The sequence below is a fragment of the Nonomuraea sp. NPDC054003 genome (assembly GCF_055585125.1).
Genome location: NZ_JBVJKR010000007.1, coordinates 63,729 through 79,366, shown reverse-complemented (window position 1 = coordinate 79,366; position 15,638 = coordinate 63,729). Strand labels below are relative to the sequence as shown.

12 protein-coding genes are annotated in these 15,638 nt (G+C 72.7%); 6 read left to right on the top strand and 6 right to left on the bottom strand.

The window, feature by feature from the left end; all coding sequences use genetic code 11:
- Window positions 1–441: a hypothetical protein gene (locus ACZ6YG_RS19520; protein WP_466018782.1), complete on the top strand. Its 441-nt coding sequence runs from the start codon at window positions 1–3 to the stop codon at window positions 439–441.
- A gap of 26 nt (window positions 442–467) precedes the next feature.
- Here ACZ6YG_RS19520 and ACZ6YG_RS19515 read toward each other — a convergent pair whose 3' ends face one another.
- Window positions 468–8,201: a CHAT domain-containing protein gene (locus ACZ6YG_RS19515; protein ID WP_466018781.1), complete on the bottom strand. Its 7,734-nt coding sequence runs from the start codon at window positions 8,199–8,201 to the stop codon at window positions 468–470.
- 163 nt (window positions 8,202–8,364) lie between these two features.
- Between ACZ6YG_RS19515 and ACZ6YG_RS19510 the strand changes: the two genes are divergently transcribed.
- The gene (locus ACZ6YG_RS19510; RefSeq protein WP_148030697.1) at window positions 8,365–8,769 is read left to right on the top strand and encodes a nitroreductase family deazaflavin-dependent oxidoreductase; all 405 of its coding nucleotides are present in this window, start codon (window positions 8,365–8,367) and stop codon (window positions 8,767–8,769) included.
- Here the strand turns inward: ACZ6YG_RS19510 and ACZ6YG_RS19505 are convergent, their stop codons facing one another.
- On the bottom strand, window positions 8,770–10,248 hold the full coding sequence (locus tag ACZ6YG_RS19505; protein WP_148030696.1) for an Nramp family divalent metal transporter: 1,479 nt from the start codon (window positions 10,246–10,248) through the stop codon (window positions 8,770–8,772).
- 66 nt (window positions 10,249–10,314) lie between these two features.
- Window positions 10,315–11,484, bottom strand: a complete 1,170-nt coding sequence (gene glgA, locus ACZ6YG_RS19500; RefSeq protein ID WP_466018780.1) for a glycogen synthase — start codon at window positions 11,482–11,484, stop codon at window positions 10,315–10,317.
- A 170-nt stretch (window positions 11,485–11,654) separates the two neighbouring features.
- Here glgA and glgC point away from each other — a divergent pair, with 170 nt between their 5' ends.
- Both glgC and ACZ6YG_RS19490 read left to right on the top strand, forming a co-directional pair.
- Window positions 11,655–12,890 carry a glucose-1-phosphate adenylyltransferase gene (gene glgC, locus ACZ6YG_RS19495; RefSeq protein ID WP_148030694.1) on the top strand — a complete coding sequence of 412 codons (1,236 nt, stop codon included), beginning with the start codon at window positions 11,655–11,657 and terminating at the stop codon, window positions 12,888–12,890.
- A 24-nt stretch (window positions 12,891–12,914) separates the two neighbouring features.
- Window positions 12,915–13,214 carry a hypothetical protein gene (locus ACZ6YG_RS19490; protein WP_466018779.1) on the top strand — a complete coding sequence of 100 codons (300 nt, stop codon included), beginning with the start codon at window positions 12,915–12,917 and terminating at the stop codon, window positions 13,212–13,214.
- A 36-nt stretch (window positions 13,215–13,250) separates the two neighbouring features.
- Here ACZ6YG_RS19490 and ACZ6YG_RS19485 read toward each other — a convergent pair whose 3' ends face one another.
- On the bottom strand, window positions 13,251–13,697 hold the full coding sequence (locus ACZ6YG_RS19485; RefSeq protein ID WP_466018778.1) for a MarR family winged helix-turn-helix transcriptional regulator: 447 nt from the start codon (window positions 13,695–13,697) through the stop codon (window positions 13,251–13,253).
- A gap of 91 nt (window positions 13,698–13,788) precedes the next feature.
- On the opposite strand from ACZ6YG_RS19485, the gene ACZ6YG_RS19480 reads away from it, so the two are divergent.
- Together ACZ6YG_RS19480 and ACZ6YG_RS19475 are read left to right on the top strand one after the other, a co-directional pair.
- Window positions 13,789–14,067, top strand: coding sequence for a DUF3040 domain-containing protein (locus ACZ6YG_RS19480; RefSeq protein ID WP_187281075.1), 279 nt, complete (start codon window positions 13,789–13,791; stop codon window positions 14,065–14,067).
- A 62-nt stretch (window positions 14,068–14,129) separates the two neighbouring features.
- On the top strand, window positions 14,130–14,669 hold the full coding sequence (locus ACZ6YG_RS19475; protein ID WP_219547537.1) for a hypothetical protein: 540 nt from the start codon (window positions 14,130–14,132) through the stop codon (window positions 14,667–14,669).
- Here the strand turns inward: ACZ6YG_RS19475 and ACZ6YG_RS19470 are convergent.
- Entirely contained in the window at window positions 14,659–14,985 is a 327-nt protein-coding gene (locus ACZ6YG_RS19470; RefSeq protein ID WP_148030689.1) for a hypothetical protein, read from the bottom strand. The two genes, ACZ6YG_RS19475 and ACZ6YG_RS19470, sit on opposite strands and share 11 nt — an antisense overlap.
- A gap of 53 nt (window positions 14,986–15,038) precedes the next feature.
- Window positions 15,039–15,521, bottom strand: coding sequence for a hypothetical protein (locus ACZ6YG_RS19465; RefSeq protein ID WP_148030688.1), 483 nt, complete (start codon window positions 15,519–15,521; stop codon window positions 15,039–15,041).
- Between the last annotated feature and the right edge of the window lie 117 nt (window positions 15,522–15,638).

The following is a 15,638-nucleotide window of genomic DNA, read 5'->3' as shown; positions in this document are numbered from 1 at the left end:
ATGCTCGACTCGCTGATCGTGCCCCTGTTCGTCACCACCGACCTGCCGCCCCGGGCCGAGCTGGCGGAGTTCGGCGAGCTGGTCGCCGGCACGGCGCGGACGCTCGGCTACGACGCCTTCCTGTCGGGCAAGGTGTTCTGGCTCGACCGCCCGGTGCTGCCCGGGCAGCGGCCCGCCGCCAAGACCGAGTCGCGCTTCGCCGGGATGCTGGGCCACCTGGCGGTCTCGGGGGACGCGCATCCGGTCCGTGAGGTGGTGGCCGACCTGCGCACGGCGATCGGCGCGGCCGTCTCGGTCCGCTACGGCGACGCCGGCGCGCCGCCCGCCGTGTTCGCCATCCGCGACCGCGACGTCCGCGAGCGCACCCCCGACACGGCGCTCCACGTCGACACCCGCGACGCCCCGGCCGAGCTGGTGACGGTAGCGCGGCCTTACCTCTGACGGCCCGGCCTGCTTGTCGTGGCCCTTCAGGCGGCCAGTCCTATCAGGGTGTAGGGGGCCCACAGGTCCGGGCGCGACGACCCGTACAGCTCGCGTGACTCCAGCATCGCCGCCCTGAGTGCCCTGCCCGGGCCCGCGGCGGCCAGCCGGGCGTGGAAGGACGGCAGCAGCTCCCGCGCCACCTCGGGGTGCGCCGGCCACTGCGGCAGCAGCGCGGCGGCGGCGCCCGCGCGCAGCAGGGCGTGCCCGAGCGCTGTCACGCCCGCGCCGCCGGGTGTCGGCTCGCAGCCGCTCACGGCGACGAGCCGGGCCTCGATCCGCAGGTCCATGAGCGCGCGGGCGTTCAGCAGCCCGCCGGGAAGGCGGATCCCCGAGCCGTACGGGTCGGCGCCGTCGTAGCAGGCCGGGCAGGCCAGGTGCACGGTGTCCCAGACGCCTTCCAGATCGCGGGCGGCCGCGGTGACCGGCGGGCTGCCCAGCACCGCGGCGACGGCGGCCGCGTCCTCGCCCTGGCCCGCCACCAGCGTCCGGCCGCCGTGACCGGCTCGGCGCAGCGCCTGCCGGGCCAGCGCGGCCGCCGACGGCGCGTATGCCACGGCGTAGCGGTCGAGCAGCAGCCGCCCGCCCGGGGCGAGCGCGTGCAGCGGCAGCCCGTGCAGGTCGCCGTGCGGCAGCAGATACAGCACGTCGAGATCGTCGCCGAGCGCCTCGATCGCCTCGCCGAGCAGCAGGTCGGCGACCACCCGCCACAGCTCGGCCCGCCTCCGCCCGCCGTCGCCAGCCCTCGCCGTCGCGGCGAACTCGGCCAGCAGCTCCGGCCCTGCCGAGGTGGCGAACGCGCGCGGCCTCGCCCATCCCGCGCGGTGCGCCACCACGCTGACGAGCGCCTCCCCGGTGTGGAACGCGACGACGCCGCTTCCTTCCGGCAGCAGGTCCAGGAGCCGGCCCGGGTCGACGCCGATGGACCGCGCGACGTTCTCCTCCAGCCCGAGCAGCGTCTCCTTGGCCCGTTCCGCATGCGCCCAGGCCCTGGCCCCGCGCCCCAGACGGACGGCCAGCCCCACCGCCCTGGAGCGGAGCCGCTCGGCCGCCGCCGAACCCGTGTCGTCCAGCTCACCGGCCCGCTCGGCGTCCGCCAGTGCGGCCGCCAGCTCACCCAGCTCCTCGCCCGCCGCCGCCCTGGTCGCATACGCGGCGGCCAGCTCCGCCCGATGCGCCCCGCCGAGCCCCGGCACGCGCCCCCCGCCATCGTCCCCGTCCGACCACAACCCCCCACCCACAGCCGCCCCCGGCCCACTCAGACGGCCCTCACCCACAGCAACCGGCCCTTGGGGCTCAGCTGCAACCACGTCCGACCGCCCCGCGCCCTCGACGGGCGGATTCTGCACCTCACCATCCGGCTGCCGCGTGCCCTCAACAACCGACCTCTGCTCGCCTCCAGCCCAGTCCGGCCGCCCCGCGCCCTCGACGGCCGACCCCTGCACCTCACCATCCGGCCGCCCCGCGCCCTCAACGGCCAGCCGCTGTACCTCACCATCCGACCGCCGCGCGCCCTCGACCACCGGCCCGGAGCCCTGCGGCTCATCTCCGGCCGGTTCCCGCTGGTGTAGGCCGCCGAACAGCTCCGCCCGCTGGGCGCCGCCGACATCAGGATCCGCCCACTGCGCGCCGCCGACACCAAGGTCCGGCGGCTGTCCGCCGGCGGCGGCAGTCGGTCGCTGGGTGCCGCCGCTGAACGGCGTCGGCCGCTGAACGTTCCCCGTTGTTGGCTGGGTGCCGGCTTCGAGGAGGTCGATGGCTGCCGAGGCGCGGGCACGGGCGGCGGTGAACCGGCCGGCGCGCAGGTCCAGAGCGCCGAGTTCGGCCAGCGCCACGGCCTGGCCCTCGCCGAAGCCGATCCGCTGTGCCAGCGACAGCGCCTCGGCCAGGCGGTCGACGTCGCCCAGCCGGCCCAGCGCGATCAGGTCGCGCACCACGGCTCGCTGCCGTCCGCGCGCCCGGTCGATGTCCAGGGCCCGTTCGGCGAGCCGTGCCGCGCTGTCGCGTTCTCCTCTGGCCGCGTGTACGGGGGCCAGTTCCCCGCACACGGTGGCCACGGTCGCGTCGTCGCCGACGGCCTCCCCGAGCGCCAGCGCCTCCTGGTAGAGAGTTGCGGCCTCGTCCACGTCTCCCTGGCGGAAGCGCGTCCTCGCCCGTACGGCCAGCAGCGACGCCCGCATGCCGCGCCAGGCAGGGCCGGCGGCGAGCGCGAGCGCCTCGGCGAGCACCGCCCCGGCGTGCGACCAGCGCCGGTCCTCCGCCAGCGCCGCGCCGAGCGCCCCGAGCGCGGCCACCAGCCGCACCGGCATCGCCTGCCCGGACTCGCGCGCCAGCCGGACGGACTCCGCCAGGTGACCGATCGCCTCGGCCGTGCGCCCCAGCGCGACCGCGGCGGCGCCACGCCCGCGCAGGTGCTCGCTCAGCAGGCCGTCACGCAGGTCGCACCCATGCTTCGCGTACTCGTACGCGGCCTCAGGATCGTCCGCCTCCAGCGCCAGCGCGCACAGTTTGGCCAGCAGCCCGGAGCGGCGGCGCGGGTCGGCGGCGGCGCCGGCCGCCTGCCGTGCCAGCGCGAGCGCCCCGGACAGATCGCCTGCCGCCTCGGCCTCCTCGATGCGCACCCGCTCGGCCAGCCGTTCGGCCAGCTCCGGGTCCGCGCCGCCGCGCCGCACCGCGGCCAGCGCCTGCGCCAGCGCCGCCCGCCCCCGCACGACCTCCCCGGCCGCGAACTGCAGCTCGGCCAGCCGCACCAGCACGGCCGGATCCGCTCCCCCGACCGGGATCACCTCGTACGGTGCGTCCCCCGTAGGCCCGGTCACCGCGCCACTGAGCCCTTCTTCCAGCGCCTTCCTCGCCCGGCGCAGGTCGCCCCGCTCCTCCAGCGCGAAGCCGAGACGCAACGAGGCGAGCGCGGCCAGACCAGCGTGCCCGGTCGCGCGGAAGCCGTCGGCGGCCAGCCCCAGATGCTCCACCACAGCCGCCGAGCCCTCCGCACGAGCAGCCCCCCAGCCACCCTCCCCCCGCTCCCCCAGCCCGCCCACCCCGGCGACCGGCCCACCTCCGGGCCCCACCGGCAGACGTCCCCCCACCCCCGCCGCCCGATCCCCCATGGAAGCCATCAACGGACGCTCTTCCCCCACCCCTGCTGCGCGGTCCACCGCAGAACCGACCGACGGTCGTTCCCCCGCCGCCGGACCAAGCCCGGAACCTGTGGGGGGATGCTGGCCGACTTGGGCTGGGCGGTGCTTCGGCGCTGGGCGGTTGTGTGCGTGGACTACCGCGAGGCGTTCGTGGACTACCGCTTCCCGCAGGGGGTCGCCCGCTGCCAGGCCGAGGGCGGCTCGGAGCCGGTCGAGTGCGTCGTCCGGGTGGCCGGTGCGGAGGTCGGCGGTGGCGCGTACCAGGGCGATGGAGAACAGGGCGCCGATGTCGCCTTCCGCCACGGCGGGGCGCATCGCCAGGTCCAGTTCGGCCGAGGCCTCGTCGCAGCGGCCCAGCTCAACCAGGCAGGCGGCGCGCATCGTACGGGCGGCGGCCACGCGTTCGAGGGCCGCGAACGCCTCGGCGGCCGTCCCGAAGTCCTGGGTGGCCTGTTCCATCCCGGCGCCGGTGAAGCCGATCACGCCGAGGTGGTAGCGCACGGCGGCGACCCCGTCCCGGTGGCCGAGCTGGTTGTAGGCGCGCTCGGCCCGCTCGAACGCCCGCCTGGCCCCGGGCACGTCGGCGCGGGAGAGACGGCGGCGGGCGATGTGGTACCACTCGTCGGCGGCCTCGCGCCGCTGGCCGCGCCGCCGGACCACGTCCACGATGGCGGCCTCGCACGCCGCCGCGTGATCGGCGTGCCCGCACTCGTACAGCAGCACCGCGTGCCCGTCCAGCGCCTGGCAGGCGTCGTCCCACTTGCCGATGGCCTCCAGCTCGGACGCGCAGGTGCTGATCAGCTCGGCCGCGGCGGGCAGGTGGCCCAGCTCGGCGCCGGCCCGCGCGCCGGGGATGAGCGCCCGCGCGGCCCGCTCGGCGTCACCGCGGGTCAGGTGCAGCTCGCGGGCGCGGCCCGCACGTTCCAGCGCCTCCGCCCGGTCGCCCGCGTCGAGGTACGCCGCGGCGGCCCTTTCCTGGTACGTGGCCTCGTCCGCGTGCAGGCCCGCTTCCCGGCACAGTTCGGCGGCCCGCCGGTAGCAGGCGGCGGCCCGGCGTGGCTCCCCTGCCCGGGCGCAGGCGTTCCCCATGGCGGCCCGCTGAGCCGCCTCCTCCCGAGGGTGTCCGAGGGCTCCGTAGCCGTCGGCGGCGTGTTCGAACGCCCGTAACGCGGCCTCCCAGGCGCCGAGTTCCTCGTGCTCGTTCCCGATCCTGGAGTACGTGTCGGCCGCCTGGACCGGTTCACCCGCCTCGGCGAAGGCCCTTCCGGCCCGCTCCAGCAGTTCGATCGCCATTCTCCGGCGCCCACGTCCGGCCAGGCCCGTTGCGGCCCTCACCAGATACGTCGCGGCGCGTACCTTCTTGCGTTCGTCGCCGGGGCCTTCCTCCGCGGCTCTTCCGCCGATCCCGGTAGCGCGACCGGGATCGGCGCTGTCGCCGGTTCCGGCCTCGTCCCCGCTTCTGGCGGCGACGTAAGTGGGTCCGGCATTGACGTCGGCGGGGCCGGCAGTGGCATTGGCGGGGCCGGTGACGACGTCGGGGGTTCCGGCGGTGACATCGGCTGGGCTGGCGACGTTCCAGGAACCGGCGCCGCCGCCGAACCCGAATACGGCGCCATCGTCAGTCCGGGAAACGCCTCCGGCTCCAGCGACGTGGGCAGTATCAGTGGTGTCGACGGAAATGTCGCTGTCGTCCGTTCTGGCGACGTCCTCGGTTCCGACGGAGATGTCGGCGGTACCGGCAACGTCGGTGGTTGTGCTGGTATCGGTGGTGGCTCGTGACTGCGATGCGCCCGGGGTTCTGGTCTGGCCGCCGGTTCGGGAGTCTCTGGCTGCCCTGGCGTGGCGTTCGCCGAGGCGGAGCAGGTCTCGGGTGGTTTCCTCGTCGTCGCAGACCATGGCGAGCCGGGTCGCTGCCTCGGCCAGCGGCTTGTCCGGCGTACCTGTCAAGGTGCCGAGCGCCAGGCGGAGCAGCGAGGTGAGCTCGGGATCGCCCCCGGGCACGTTCCCGGCGAGTTCCAGCGCCTCGACCAGGTCCTGCTCGTCACCTCGTACGGTGAACCGCACCAGCAACCCCTTGACCAGCGCAAGCGGTACGGGCGACGCTCCCGCCCCCGTGGGCGGCGGTGCTTCGGGGGTGCGTGGCCGAGGCGACGGCTCTCGCGCCGCACTCGCCGGGGTGCCTTGCGCCGAAGGCAAGCCGCCGAACGGGTCCCTCGGAGTCACAGTCTGCGATGTGGGTGATGCGCCCGGCGGCGGTACCGCTGAGGGAGGGCCGGACGGAGGCGCGGTGGTTCCGGTGGCGAGGTAGGCAAGCTCTGCGGCTTTGCGAGCCGCCTGAACGGCAGCGTCCAGGTCCGCGATCTGACGGGCCGCCTGAACGGCACCCCCCGCGTCGGCGGAGCTGCGAGCCTTCTGGATCGAACCATCCCAGTCCGCAGAGCGCCCGGCCGCCTGCACCGCCACACCCGACTCGGCGGGTCCGCGTACCTCCCGAGCCGCAGGATCCCGGTCCGCAGGGCGCTCGACCGCCTCCACGGCGTCCCAATCGGCGGGTCGGCGTCCCGCCGGGGCCGCAGCGTCCCAATCGGCGGGCTGGTGTCCTACCAGGGCCTCAGCGTCCCAATCCGCAGGGCGCCCGGCGGCCTGCACCGCCTCGTCCCAGGCGGCCGGCCGGCGTCCCGCCAGGGCCTCAGCGTCCCAATCCGCAGGGCGCCCGGTCGTCTGCACCGTCACGTCCGGCTCGGCGGGTTCGCGTACCTGCTGGGCTGCGCCGACGAGGGCGGCGCGGTGGCGTAGTACGTCGGAGAGGACTGTGTGCGCTTCCGCCTGGAAGCGCGGGTCCGTATGCGCCGCGAGTGCCTTCCGGAGGGTTGTCACGGCCTCGGCGGCGGTGTGCGCGGTGAGGTCCAGGCGTAGGGCTTGGCCGAGCAGGAGGAGGGCTCGGGGGCGCTGGGGGTGACGGCCTGGGCAGGCTGCGACGGCGGCGCGGGCGGCGGTGATGGCGGTGCGGGCGTCTCCTGTTCGTGTGGCGCGGTGGAGGAGGGCCCCGGCCAGGCCGGTGAGGAACGCGGGCCGTTCCGGATGTCCCTCCGGTGCGCGTACCACCGCCTGCCGCAGGGTCTGTACGGCGATCTCCAGGTCAGCCAGGTCGCCGCTCCCCCGGTAGCGCCGCCAGCGGCGGCGGCCGAGCAGGTCGAGGCGGGTCGCCGCGTCGTCCAGCCTGGCGGCGGCGTTCCCCAGCGCCGATGGTCCCGAATCCTCCGGCCAGGCGGCGGTGTGACCGTACGAACCGGAAAGGCCCACCGACCAGGTGGCGGCGTAGCCGTACGATCCCGGATGGCTCGCCGGATCCTCAGGCCAGCCGTCGCTGTGACCGTACGAACCCGGATGGCTCAGCGAATCCACCGGCCAAGCGGCGCTGTGACCGTACGAACCCGGGAGGTCCACTGAATCCACCGGCGAGGCGCCGGCGTGACCATACGGACCCGGAAGGCCCACAGGCTGGGTTGCGGAACGGTCCGGTCTCGGGGCGGTTTCCGGGGCATCCAGCGGGGCTGAGGATGCCGGGTCGTGCGGACGGGATGCGGGATGGGCGGGAGGCACCGGGGGGGTCGGAGCGGGGGGTAGGGCGGCGAGCATGTCGCGGCCGGCTTCGAGGGAGCGGAGGTCGCCCGTGACCACGTACCACTCCACCAGGGCCGTGCCGTAGCGGGACAGGACCGCCGGGTGGGCGCCGGCCTCGTGCCAGTGGTCGAGGCAGGCCTGGCCCACCCGCAGCAGCGCCAGCAGGTCGGCGTCGGCGCAGGACGCGGCGGCACGGGTGGACGCCAGGAGGAGGAGGTCCAGGAGCGCCGCGGAGCGTTCCGGTCCCGGAGGGCGGCCGGCGGCCAGGAGGTACGCCCTGATCAGGGGGGTGTCGCCGGGCAGCGCGTGCCCGAGCGCCGCCGCCAGGTCCGTCACGTGGCCCGGGCCGGCGAGCGCGGCCCGGAACAGGGCGTGCACCGCGTCGTCGAGCGCGCCGCCGTCGCCGGCCGTCCGGTACAGCCGCACCAGGCCGTTGCCCAGGATGGCCAGCGCCTCGGCGGCCCAGGCTGGTGCGGGCATGTCAAGGGCCTGCTCCAGCAGCACCTGCCCGAGCCGGTCGCACACCTCCGCCGTGGGCGTGGCGAGCGCGCGGCGGAGTATGGCGTGCAGGAGCAGCCCCACGTGCGGGTACGCGTCCACGTCCACGTGGCGGAAGACCTGCTCCGCCAGCTCCGCCCAGGTCTCGGCGGTGGCGGCGGCGGGGACGTGCGTCCCGCGCAGCCGTTCCGGCAGCCCGTCGGGGTCGAGCACGGCGACGGCGGCGAAGAACACGCCTGCCACGGCCGCCTCGCCGTCCTCCTCGGGGGCGAGCCGGTAGCGGGCCAGGTGGAGCACCCCGGCCAGCCGCCAGACGGCGGCGTCGCGTGGCCCGCCGTCGCAGGCCAGCATGGCGTCCTCGGCGTCGTCCAGCGCCGCGTCGTCCAGCACCAGCCGGGGGTCCGCCGCCCGCTCGAACTCCTCGATTCGGGCAGCGAGCACCCTGGCCGGATCTTTCATGGGGCCTAGGCTCTCATCAGCCCGTCCTTCACGTACAGCACCGTTCCGGACGAACCGCCGCGAGCCTGGCCGATGGGGCGAACGCCACGAACGAGGTCAACATCTCGTACAGGCCCCGGCGTGCCCGGGTGAGTGCCGGGCGCGCCGGGGTAGGTGCCTGGGCATGCTCTATGGCAAGGAACACGTCCGGCGCTACCGCGAGACCGGCGGCGCCGAAGGACACGACTGGAACGGCACCACGACCCTCCTGCTCACCACGAAGGGCCGCAAATCCGGCGAGCCGTACACGACGCCGCTCATCTACCAGCCGCACGGCGACGACTTCGTGGTGGTCGCCTCCAAGGGCGGTGACCCGTCGCACCCCGACTGGTACAAGAACCTGGCCGCCGACCCCGAGGTCGAGGTGCAGGTCAGGAGCGACCGGTTCAAGGCGCGCGCCCGCACCGCCACCGACGAGGAGCGGCCGGAGCTGTGGCGGCTGATGACCGCCACGTGGCCCGACTACGACGAGTACACCAAGAAGACCGACCGCAAGATCCCGGTCGTGGTCCTGGAGCCTCAGCGCTGATCAGAACGTCACCAGCGGCTCCCCGACGAAGTCCGCGATGAAGTTCACGAAGAAGAACCCGAAGAACAGGAAGTTGAGCACCAGGATGACGTGGTGCCACCAGCGCGCCCGCGCCGGCTTGGGCAGCTTGCTGTTGAGGTACATGAGCATGAACGGGTAGATCAGCGCGCCGAGGTTCGACATGTTCGCCGACCACTCCACCAGGGCCACCGGCAGCGACAGGTGGATGACGATCGCGATCACGATCAGCAGCACGATCATGAACGGGTAGTAGAAGCGCCGCGGGTCGCCCTCGATGAGCCTGCGCAGCCTGGGGCTGGTGGCATGGGCGGCGTCGGTGGTGACCCGCACCATCGCCTCGAAGATGCCCAGCTGCGTGCTGAACAGGATGAGCACGCCCATGATCAGCGCTAGGACGAACATCGCCTGCCCGTACTCGTCGCCGAGCGCGGCGGCGACGAAGGTGGGCACGGTCGCCCGGGTGGGCTGCTGTCCCGACAGGTTGACCGCGTGCGCCATGAGGATCGTCGGCAGGAGCATGCCGAGCATGGCGCCGACGAAGAACACGCCCCACATGTCGACCATGATCAGCCGGTACCACCGCCGCCACAGCCCCCGGTTGCGCTCGTCGTCGGGGAAGGTGACGCCGCTGGCCAGGATCTCCTGCCGGCCGCCGCGCAGGCCGGCGATGTAACCGGCGCGGTGGCCCATGCCGTAGCCCTTGTCGCGGTAGTGGCCCATCACGTACCAGTTCAGTCCGGAGGCCAGGGCGGTGAAGCCGGCCAGGCCGCCGAGCTGGGTGGCGGTGATCCCGGCGGGCGGCGCGGCCGGGGTGAAGAAGCCCCTGATGCCCTCCCACCACAGCTCCCACGGCACCACGAACAGGTCGATGAGCAGCAGGGCGACCAGGATGGAGCCGACCATGATCCAGTTGGCCAGCTCCAGGGCGCGGCTGACCCGCCGGGCCGCCGCGGTGATCAGGAAGACCAGCACGAGCAGCGCGATGGCCCACAGCCGGGGCTCCTCGGCCCCGGCGGGCGGGATGTCGCCGTGGACGAGCGCGTACACGCCCTGCCCCGCGGAGGCGGCCCAGCCGCCGGCGATGAACGCGAAGATGACGATGAACACCGATAGCGGGACCCACAGCTTCCAGCCCGGCGGCACCCTCCCCCAGCCGACCACCGGGGTCTCGCCGGTGGCCGTCACGTAGCGGGCGCACTCGACGTTGTAGAACGTCTGGAGCACGGCCGAGACCAGGATGACCCAGCCGACGCCGACGAAGCCGTACTGACCGACGCTGAGCGGGCCGAGCAGCCATTCGCCGCTGCCGATGGAGATGCCGAGGGCGATCAGGCTGGGCCCCACGGCGAACTTGAACAGCTCTACCTTGCCGATCCGGGGGACCTTGAAGACCTCCTCCGGCGTCGGCAGATCGGTGACTTCGAGGTCCGGGCGGCTGACTCCGAGGGGATGCGTCATCTCTGCCTCCTGCCGTTCAGGGTGATCCCGTACGGCGGGCAGGACAAGGCCCAAATGAGACCTACGTCACATAAGTGACGCGTACAGCTCCATCGTGCGGCGGGCGATCGCGGGCCAGGAGAAGTGTTCGACGGCCCGCGCCCGTCCGGCCAGCCCCATCGCGCGGGCCCGCGCCGGGTCCTCCAGCAGCGTGTTCACCCGCCCGGCGAGGTCGGCGGCGAACCGCTCGGGGTCGTGCGGAGTGCCGTCGGGGCCCTGGTCGATCGGTACGAGCAGGCCCGTCTCACCGTCGGCGACCACCTCGGGGATGCCGCCGGTGGCCGTCGCGACCACGGCGGTCTCGCAGGCCATGGCCTCCAGGTTGACGATGCCCATGGGCTCGTAGACCGACGGGCAGACGAACACCGAGGCGTGCGTGAGCAACTGGATCACCTCGGGCTTGGGCAGCATCTCGGAGATCCAGAACACGCCCTTGCGGTCGAGGCCACGCACCAGCCCGGCCACCTCGGCGGCGATCTCCGGCGTGTCGGGCGCGCCCGCGCAGAGCACGAGCTGCGCGTCGGGGGCGAAGGACCGCGCCGCGTGCAGGAGGTGGACCAGGCCTTTCTGGCGGGTGATCCGGCCGACGAAGATGACGTACGGTCGATCGCGGTCGATGCCGTACTTTTTCAGGATCTGATGGTCCTGGTCCGGGGCGTACTCGGCGGTGTCGATGCCGTTGTGGATCACGCTCACCTTGGCCGGGTCGATCTGCGGGTAGGCGGCCAGCACGTCGCGGCGCATGCCGGCCGACACCGAGACCACCGCGTCGGCGGCCTCCAGGGCGGTGCGCTCGGCCCACGACGAGATCGCGTAGCCGCCGCCCAGCTGCTCGGCCTTCCACGGGCGCAGCGGCTCCAGGCTGTGCGTGGTGACCACGTGCGGGATGCCGTGGAGGAGCTTGGCGGCGTGCCCGGCGAAGTTGGTGTACCAGGTGTGCGAATGGACCAGGTCGGCGCCCTCGCAGGCCGCGGCGATCTCCAGGTCGACGCCGAGCACCTGGAGCGCGGCGTTCGCGCCGGCCAGCCCGGCGGGCGTCCGGTAGGCCGACACCCCGGGCTCCTCCCTGGCGGCGCCGAAGCACCGCACCCGCACGTCGGCGAGCTCCCGCAGCTCGCGGGAGAGGTACTCCATGTGCACGCCCGCGCCGCCGTAGACCTCCGGCGGGTATTCGCGGCTGAGCAGATCCACTCGCATGACTCGACTTTACGAGGAATCGCGGGCGTCCGGACACGGTGACAGGCGCCCGAGCGGGAAACAACCGGTGCGCTGATGGCGGCACATAGAGGGATCACTCCGGACACCTCGGAAGAGGGCCGGACAGAGTTACGTCGATAGATGCGCCGATTGGGGGTAGCGTCCTGGACATGAGGTCCCGGAGGGTGCTTGCGGTCGTGCTGGCGGGTGGAGAGGGAAAGAGGCTGATGCCTCTCACGGCGGACCGGGCGAAACCGGCTGTGCCGTTCGGCGGGATGTATCGGCTGATCGACTTCGTGCTGTCCAACCTGGCCAACGGCGACTACCTGAAGATCGTCGTGCTGACCCAGTACAAGAACCACAGCCTGGACCGCCACATCTCCCGCACCTGGCGGCTCTCGGCCATGCTGGGCAACTACGTCACCCCGGTGCCCGCGCAGCAGCGGCTGGGGCCGCGCTGGTTCTCGGGGTCGGCCGACGCCCTCTTCCAGAACCTCAACCTGATCTACGACGAGATGCCCGAGCACGTGATCGTGTTCGGCGCCGACCACATCTACCGGATGGATCCCCGGCAGATGGTCGAGCAGCACGAGCAGTCGGGCGCCGACGTCACCGTGGCGGCGATCCGCCAGCCGCTGTCGCTGGCCGACCAGTTCGGCGTGATCGAGACCGACCCGCAGGGCAAGCGCATCGTGGCCTTCCGCGAGAAGCCCAAGGACGCGGTGGGCCTGGCCGACTCCCCCGACGAGGTCTACGCCTCGATGGGCAACTACGTGTTCAAGACGCAGGCGATGATCGACGCGCTGCGCGAGGACGCGCTCGACCCGACCAGCAGACACGACCTGGGCGGCAACATCATCCCGATGATGGTCAAGTCGGGCGGGGCCGACGTCTACGACTTCGCCCACAACATGGTGCCGGGCTCCACCGAGCGCGACCGCGGCTACTGGCGCGACGTCGGCACGCTCGACGCCTACTACGAGGCCCACATGGACCTCATCTCGGCCCACCCGATCTTCAATCTCTACAACGACAAGTGGCCCATCCACACCGGTCACGACCCGCTGCCGCCGGCCAAGTTCGTGCACAACGACGGCGACCGGGTCGGGCGCGCCCTGGAGTCGCTGGTCTCCCCCGGCGTGATCGTCTCGGGCGGCACGGCCGTCCGGTCGATCCTGTCGCCCAAGGTCGTCCTCCACTCCCACTCGCTGGTGGAGGACTCGGTGCTGATGGAGAACGTCAAGGTCGGCCGGGGCGCGATCGTCCGCAAGGCCATCATCGACAAGAACGTCGTCATCCCCGACGGCGCCCGCATCGGCTTCGACCTGGAGTACGACCGCACCCGCTTCGCCCTGACCCGGAGCGGCGTGGTCGTGATCGGCAAGAACGAGATCGTCGACCGCTGAGGGCGTTCCCCTAGAGTGGGCGGCGTGCATCCTGATGTCCGCCGGTCCCTGGTCAAAGAGCTGAGCGAGTCGGAGCGGCCGCGGCGTTACTGGCGCGGCGACGACGAGCGCGGCGGGGTGTGGCTGTTCGAGAGCGTCGAGGGCGACGGCGAACACTGGGCGATCCGGCAGGCGGAGATCGACGGGGCGCGGCGGCTGCGCCGCTACTGGTGGCGCCACCCGCAGGACGAGCACGGGTTCCTCACCGACCAGCCGCTCGACATCTGGGACCTGACCGAGATCGACGGGGCCGCGTTCGAGGCCGTCTGGGCCGCCGGCGAGTGACCCGCGCCGGGTCCGGCCGGTGGGCGTGGTCCCTGGTCACCCGCTAGCGTCCCAGGCCGGCGGGGTGAGCATGGTGTCGATGCGGCGCAGCTCGTCGCGGTGCAGGGCGCTCAGCAGGGCCAGGACCCGCTCCCCCTCGGCGGTCAGCAGCACGCGGACCGCCCGGCCGTCGTCGGGGTGGGCGCTCCGGCGTACGAGGCCCTGCCGCTGGGCGCGGCTGACCAGCTCGACCACGCTGTGGTGACGCAGGAGCAGCCGTTCGGCCAGCTCCCGCACGGTCGCCCAGTCGCGGCCGGGGAACCCTTTCAGCGCCAGCATGAGCTGATACTGCTGGGGGGCGAGGCCGGCCGCGCGCACCGCGTCCTCGCTGAACCGCAGGTAGCTGCGGATCCCGAAACGGAACCGGGCGAGCGCCTCGAAATCCTGCTTCGACAGCGGCTCGCTCTCTGCCGCCGCCTCCCGAATCCCCCCGTAACCATCCATGGGATCCATTTTATATCGTGCTACGATGTAAATCATTCAGGTGGGATACGAGATGAGATCGCACCTGGCGCGAGCGCCCAGGAGGTGTGTCGTGCTCGACGACCGCGAACGCGACGAGTTGCGTAGGATCCAGCGCCGGCTGCGCGACGAGGATCCGGATTTCACCGAGTCCTTCCACAGTGACGCGCGGCACCTGCCCCGGCGAGCGCCCGACCTGTCCAGACGGACCTACACGGTCCTGCTGGTCATCAGCTCCACGTCCTGCCTGATCATGATGGCGGCCGGGTCCCCGTTCATCGCCCTGCTGTTCGCCGGGCTGGCCGCGTGGGTCTGGTACGCGCGCGCCCACCCCTACGAGGACGACCAGTGACGACCGCGGACCTCGGCGCATGAGGATTTGAGGTCTTCGGCATCACTCGGTGTTGTAGTACGTTGGCGGTGATTTCCTTTCATCCGCCTTTTCTGGGGGTCCGCTTGATGCGGTCGCGCCACGTCATGGTGGCTGCAACGCTCCTTCTCTCCGCCGCCTGCATGAATGACAGCTCTCCAACTCGGCCACAGCCGACCCAGGCCGCCGTCGATTCCGTCACCACGGCACCGTGCGAGTTCCGGGCCGTCAAGGGCGAACCGCCATCCTGGGCCCGGACGGGATTCACCCCCGGCGTGGAAATGCATTATGCCTCCAGCAGCCGCGGTGACATGCTCGCCATCCTTTTCGGCTATCCGCTTTACAGCCCACCGCTGCCGGACCGGGGCAACAAAATTCTGTGGCGTTCCAGAGCGCCGCTGATTCCGTCCGAGCCGTTGCGCATCGAGGCCCGGCTGAACGGCGTGGGCGCGCCGACGCGCATCACCGTCGAGGGCGGCCCCGGGCCTTCTGCGGTCGACCTGCCGAGCCCCGGATGCTGGCGCCTGGACCTCGCGTGGAGCTCTCACACGGACTCCATCGACCTGGAGTTCGTCAGTCGATGACCGGCTCCCCCGCCGCCGCGTCGAACAGCACCGTCCGCCAGTCCCCGACATTGGCGAAAACGGCGCCGCGGGTCCGGACACCGAACCGGCGGGTGACCCGCGCGGCCTTGATGTGCGCCGGGATCCTCCCCATCTGGTAAACCTGGCCGAGGTTGTGGAAGAGGGTGACGCTCAGCACCCTGCGTGCCGCCACGTCCGTACGGGTCGCGATGAAGACGAGCCCTTCGAGCCGCGGCGTGATGCGCGCCGAGATCCAGGCGTGCGCGATCCGGAAGGCGAGCAGCCGCCACAGCCCGCCACAGTCGAACCTGGTCACGACGACGACGCCACCGTCTGGATCCGGGGCACAGCGCCCGGCGGCGGCGGCCACTACACGATCTGGAGCAAACCCAGGCATATCAGCACTACTCCGCTCAAGGCCCGTACAGTACGGATGAACACCCGCTCTCCGCCCAGGAACGCCCGGCCGGGAACGTGGTTGAGTGCCGTCCCGATCACCGTCCCCGCCACCGAGCCGATCACCATCCCGACCAGGAACACCGGTGCCGCCATGGGGTTGAGCAGCACCGTGACCACGAGCGCGCCCCAGATGAGCGACGTGGTCTTCTGCGTGGTGAACAGCAGACCGAGGTCGACGCCCCAGAGCACACCGCGCCAGCCGGGCCGGAGCGCCCGCGCGTAGTCCTGGGGCACCTGCCGCATCACGTGCGGAGTGCGGTTCAGCACGTCCGCGACGCCCACCCCGACCAGCAGCGTGCCCGCCGCCACCTCGCGCCACCGGAGCGGGAGCACGCTCCCGAGCCCTTCCGCCACGACGGCGGCCAGCAGCGCGATGACCGTTCCGCCCACCACGAGACCCACGGAGTAGCCCGCGATGAAGCGGCGTGCTGCGCCAGGCGACCGCCTGGACAATGGACCGGCCACGCCGACCATCGAGCGGCCTCAAGGGCTCCAGTACTGCAGGACGAA

Bases quoted from the DNA above. Each gene is read 5' to 3' on its own strand.
- ACZ6YG_RS19505 (WP_148030696.1), bottom strand. From the start codon at position 10,248: ATGACGCATCCCCTCGGAGTCAGCCGCCCGGACCTCGAAGTCACCGAT.
- ACZ6YG_RS19520 (WP_466018782.1), top strand. From the start codon at position 1: ATGCTCGACTCGCTGATCGTGCCCCTGTTCGTCACCACCGACCTGCCG.
- glgA (WP_466018780.1), bottom strand. From the start codon at position 11,484: ATGCGAGTGGATCTGCTCAGCCGCGAATACCCGCCGGAGGTCTACGGC.
- ACZ6YG_RS19515 (WP_466018781.1), bottom strand. From the start codon at position 8,201: ATGAAAGATCCGGCCAGGGTGCTCGCTGCCCGAATCGAGGAGTTCGAG.
- ACZ6YG_RS19510 (WP_148030697.1), top strand. From the start codon at position 8,365: ATGCTCTATGGCAAGGAACACGTCCGGCGCTACCGCGAGACCGGCGGC.
- glgC (WP_148030694.1), top strand. From the start codon at position 11,655: ATGAGGTCCCGGAGGGTGCTTGCGGTCGTGCTGGCGGGTGGAGAGGGA.
- ACZ6YG_RS19485 (WP_466018778.1), bottom strand. From the start codon at position 13,697: ATGGATGGTTACGGGGGGATTCGGGAGGCGGCGGCAGAGAGCGAGCCG.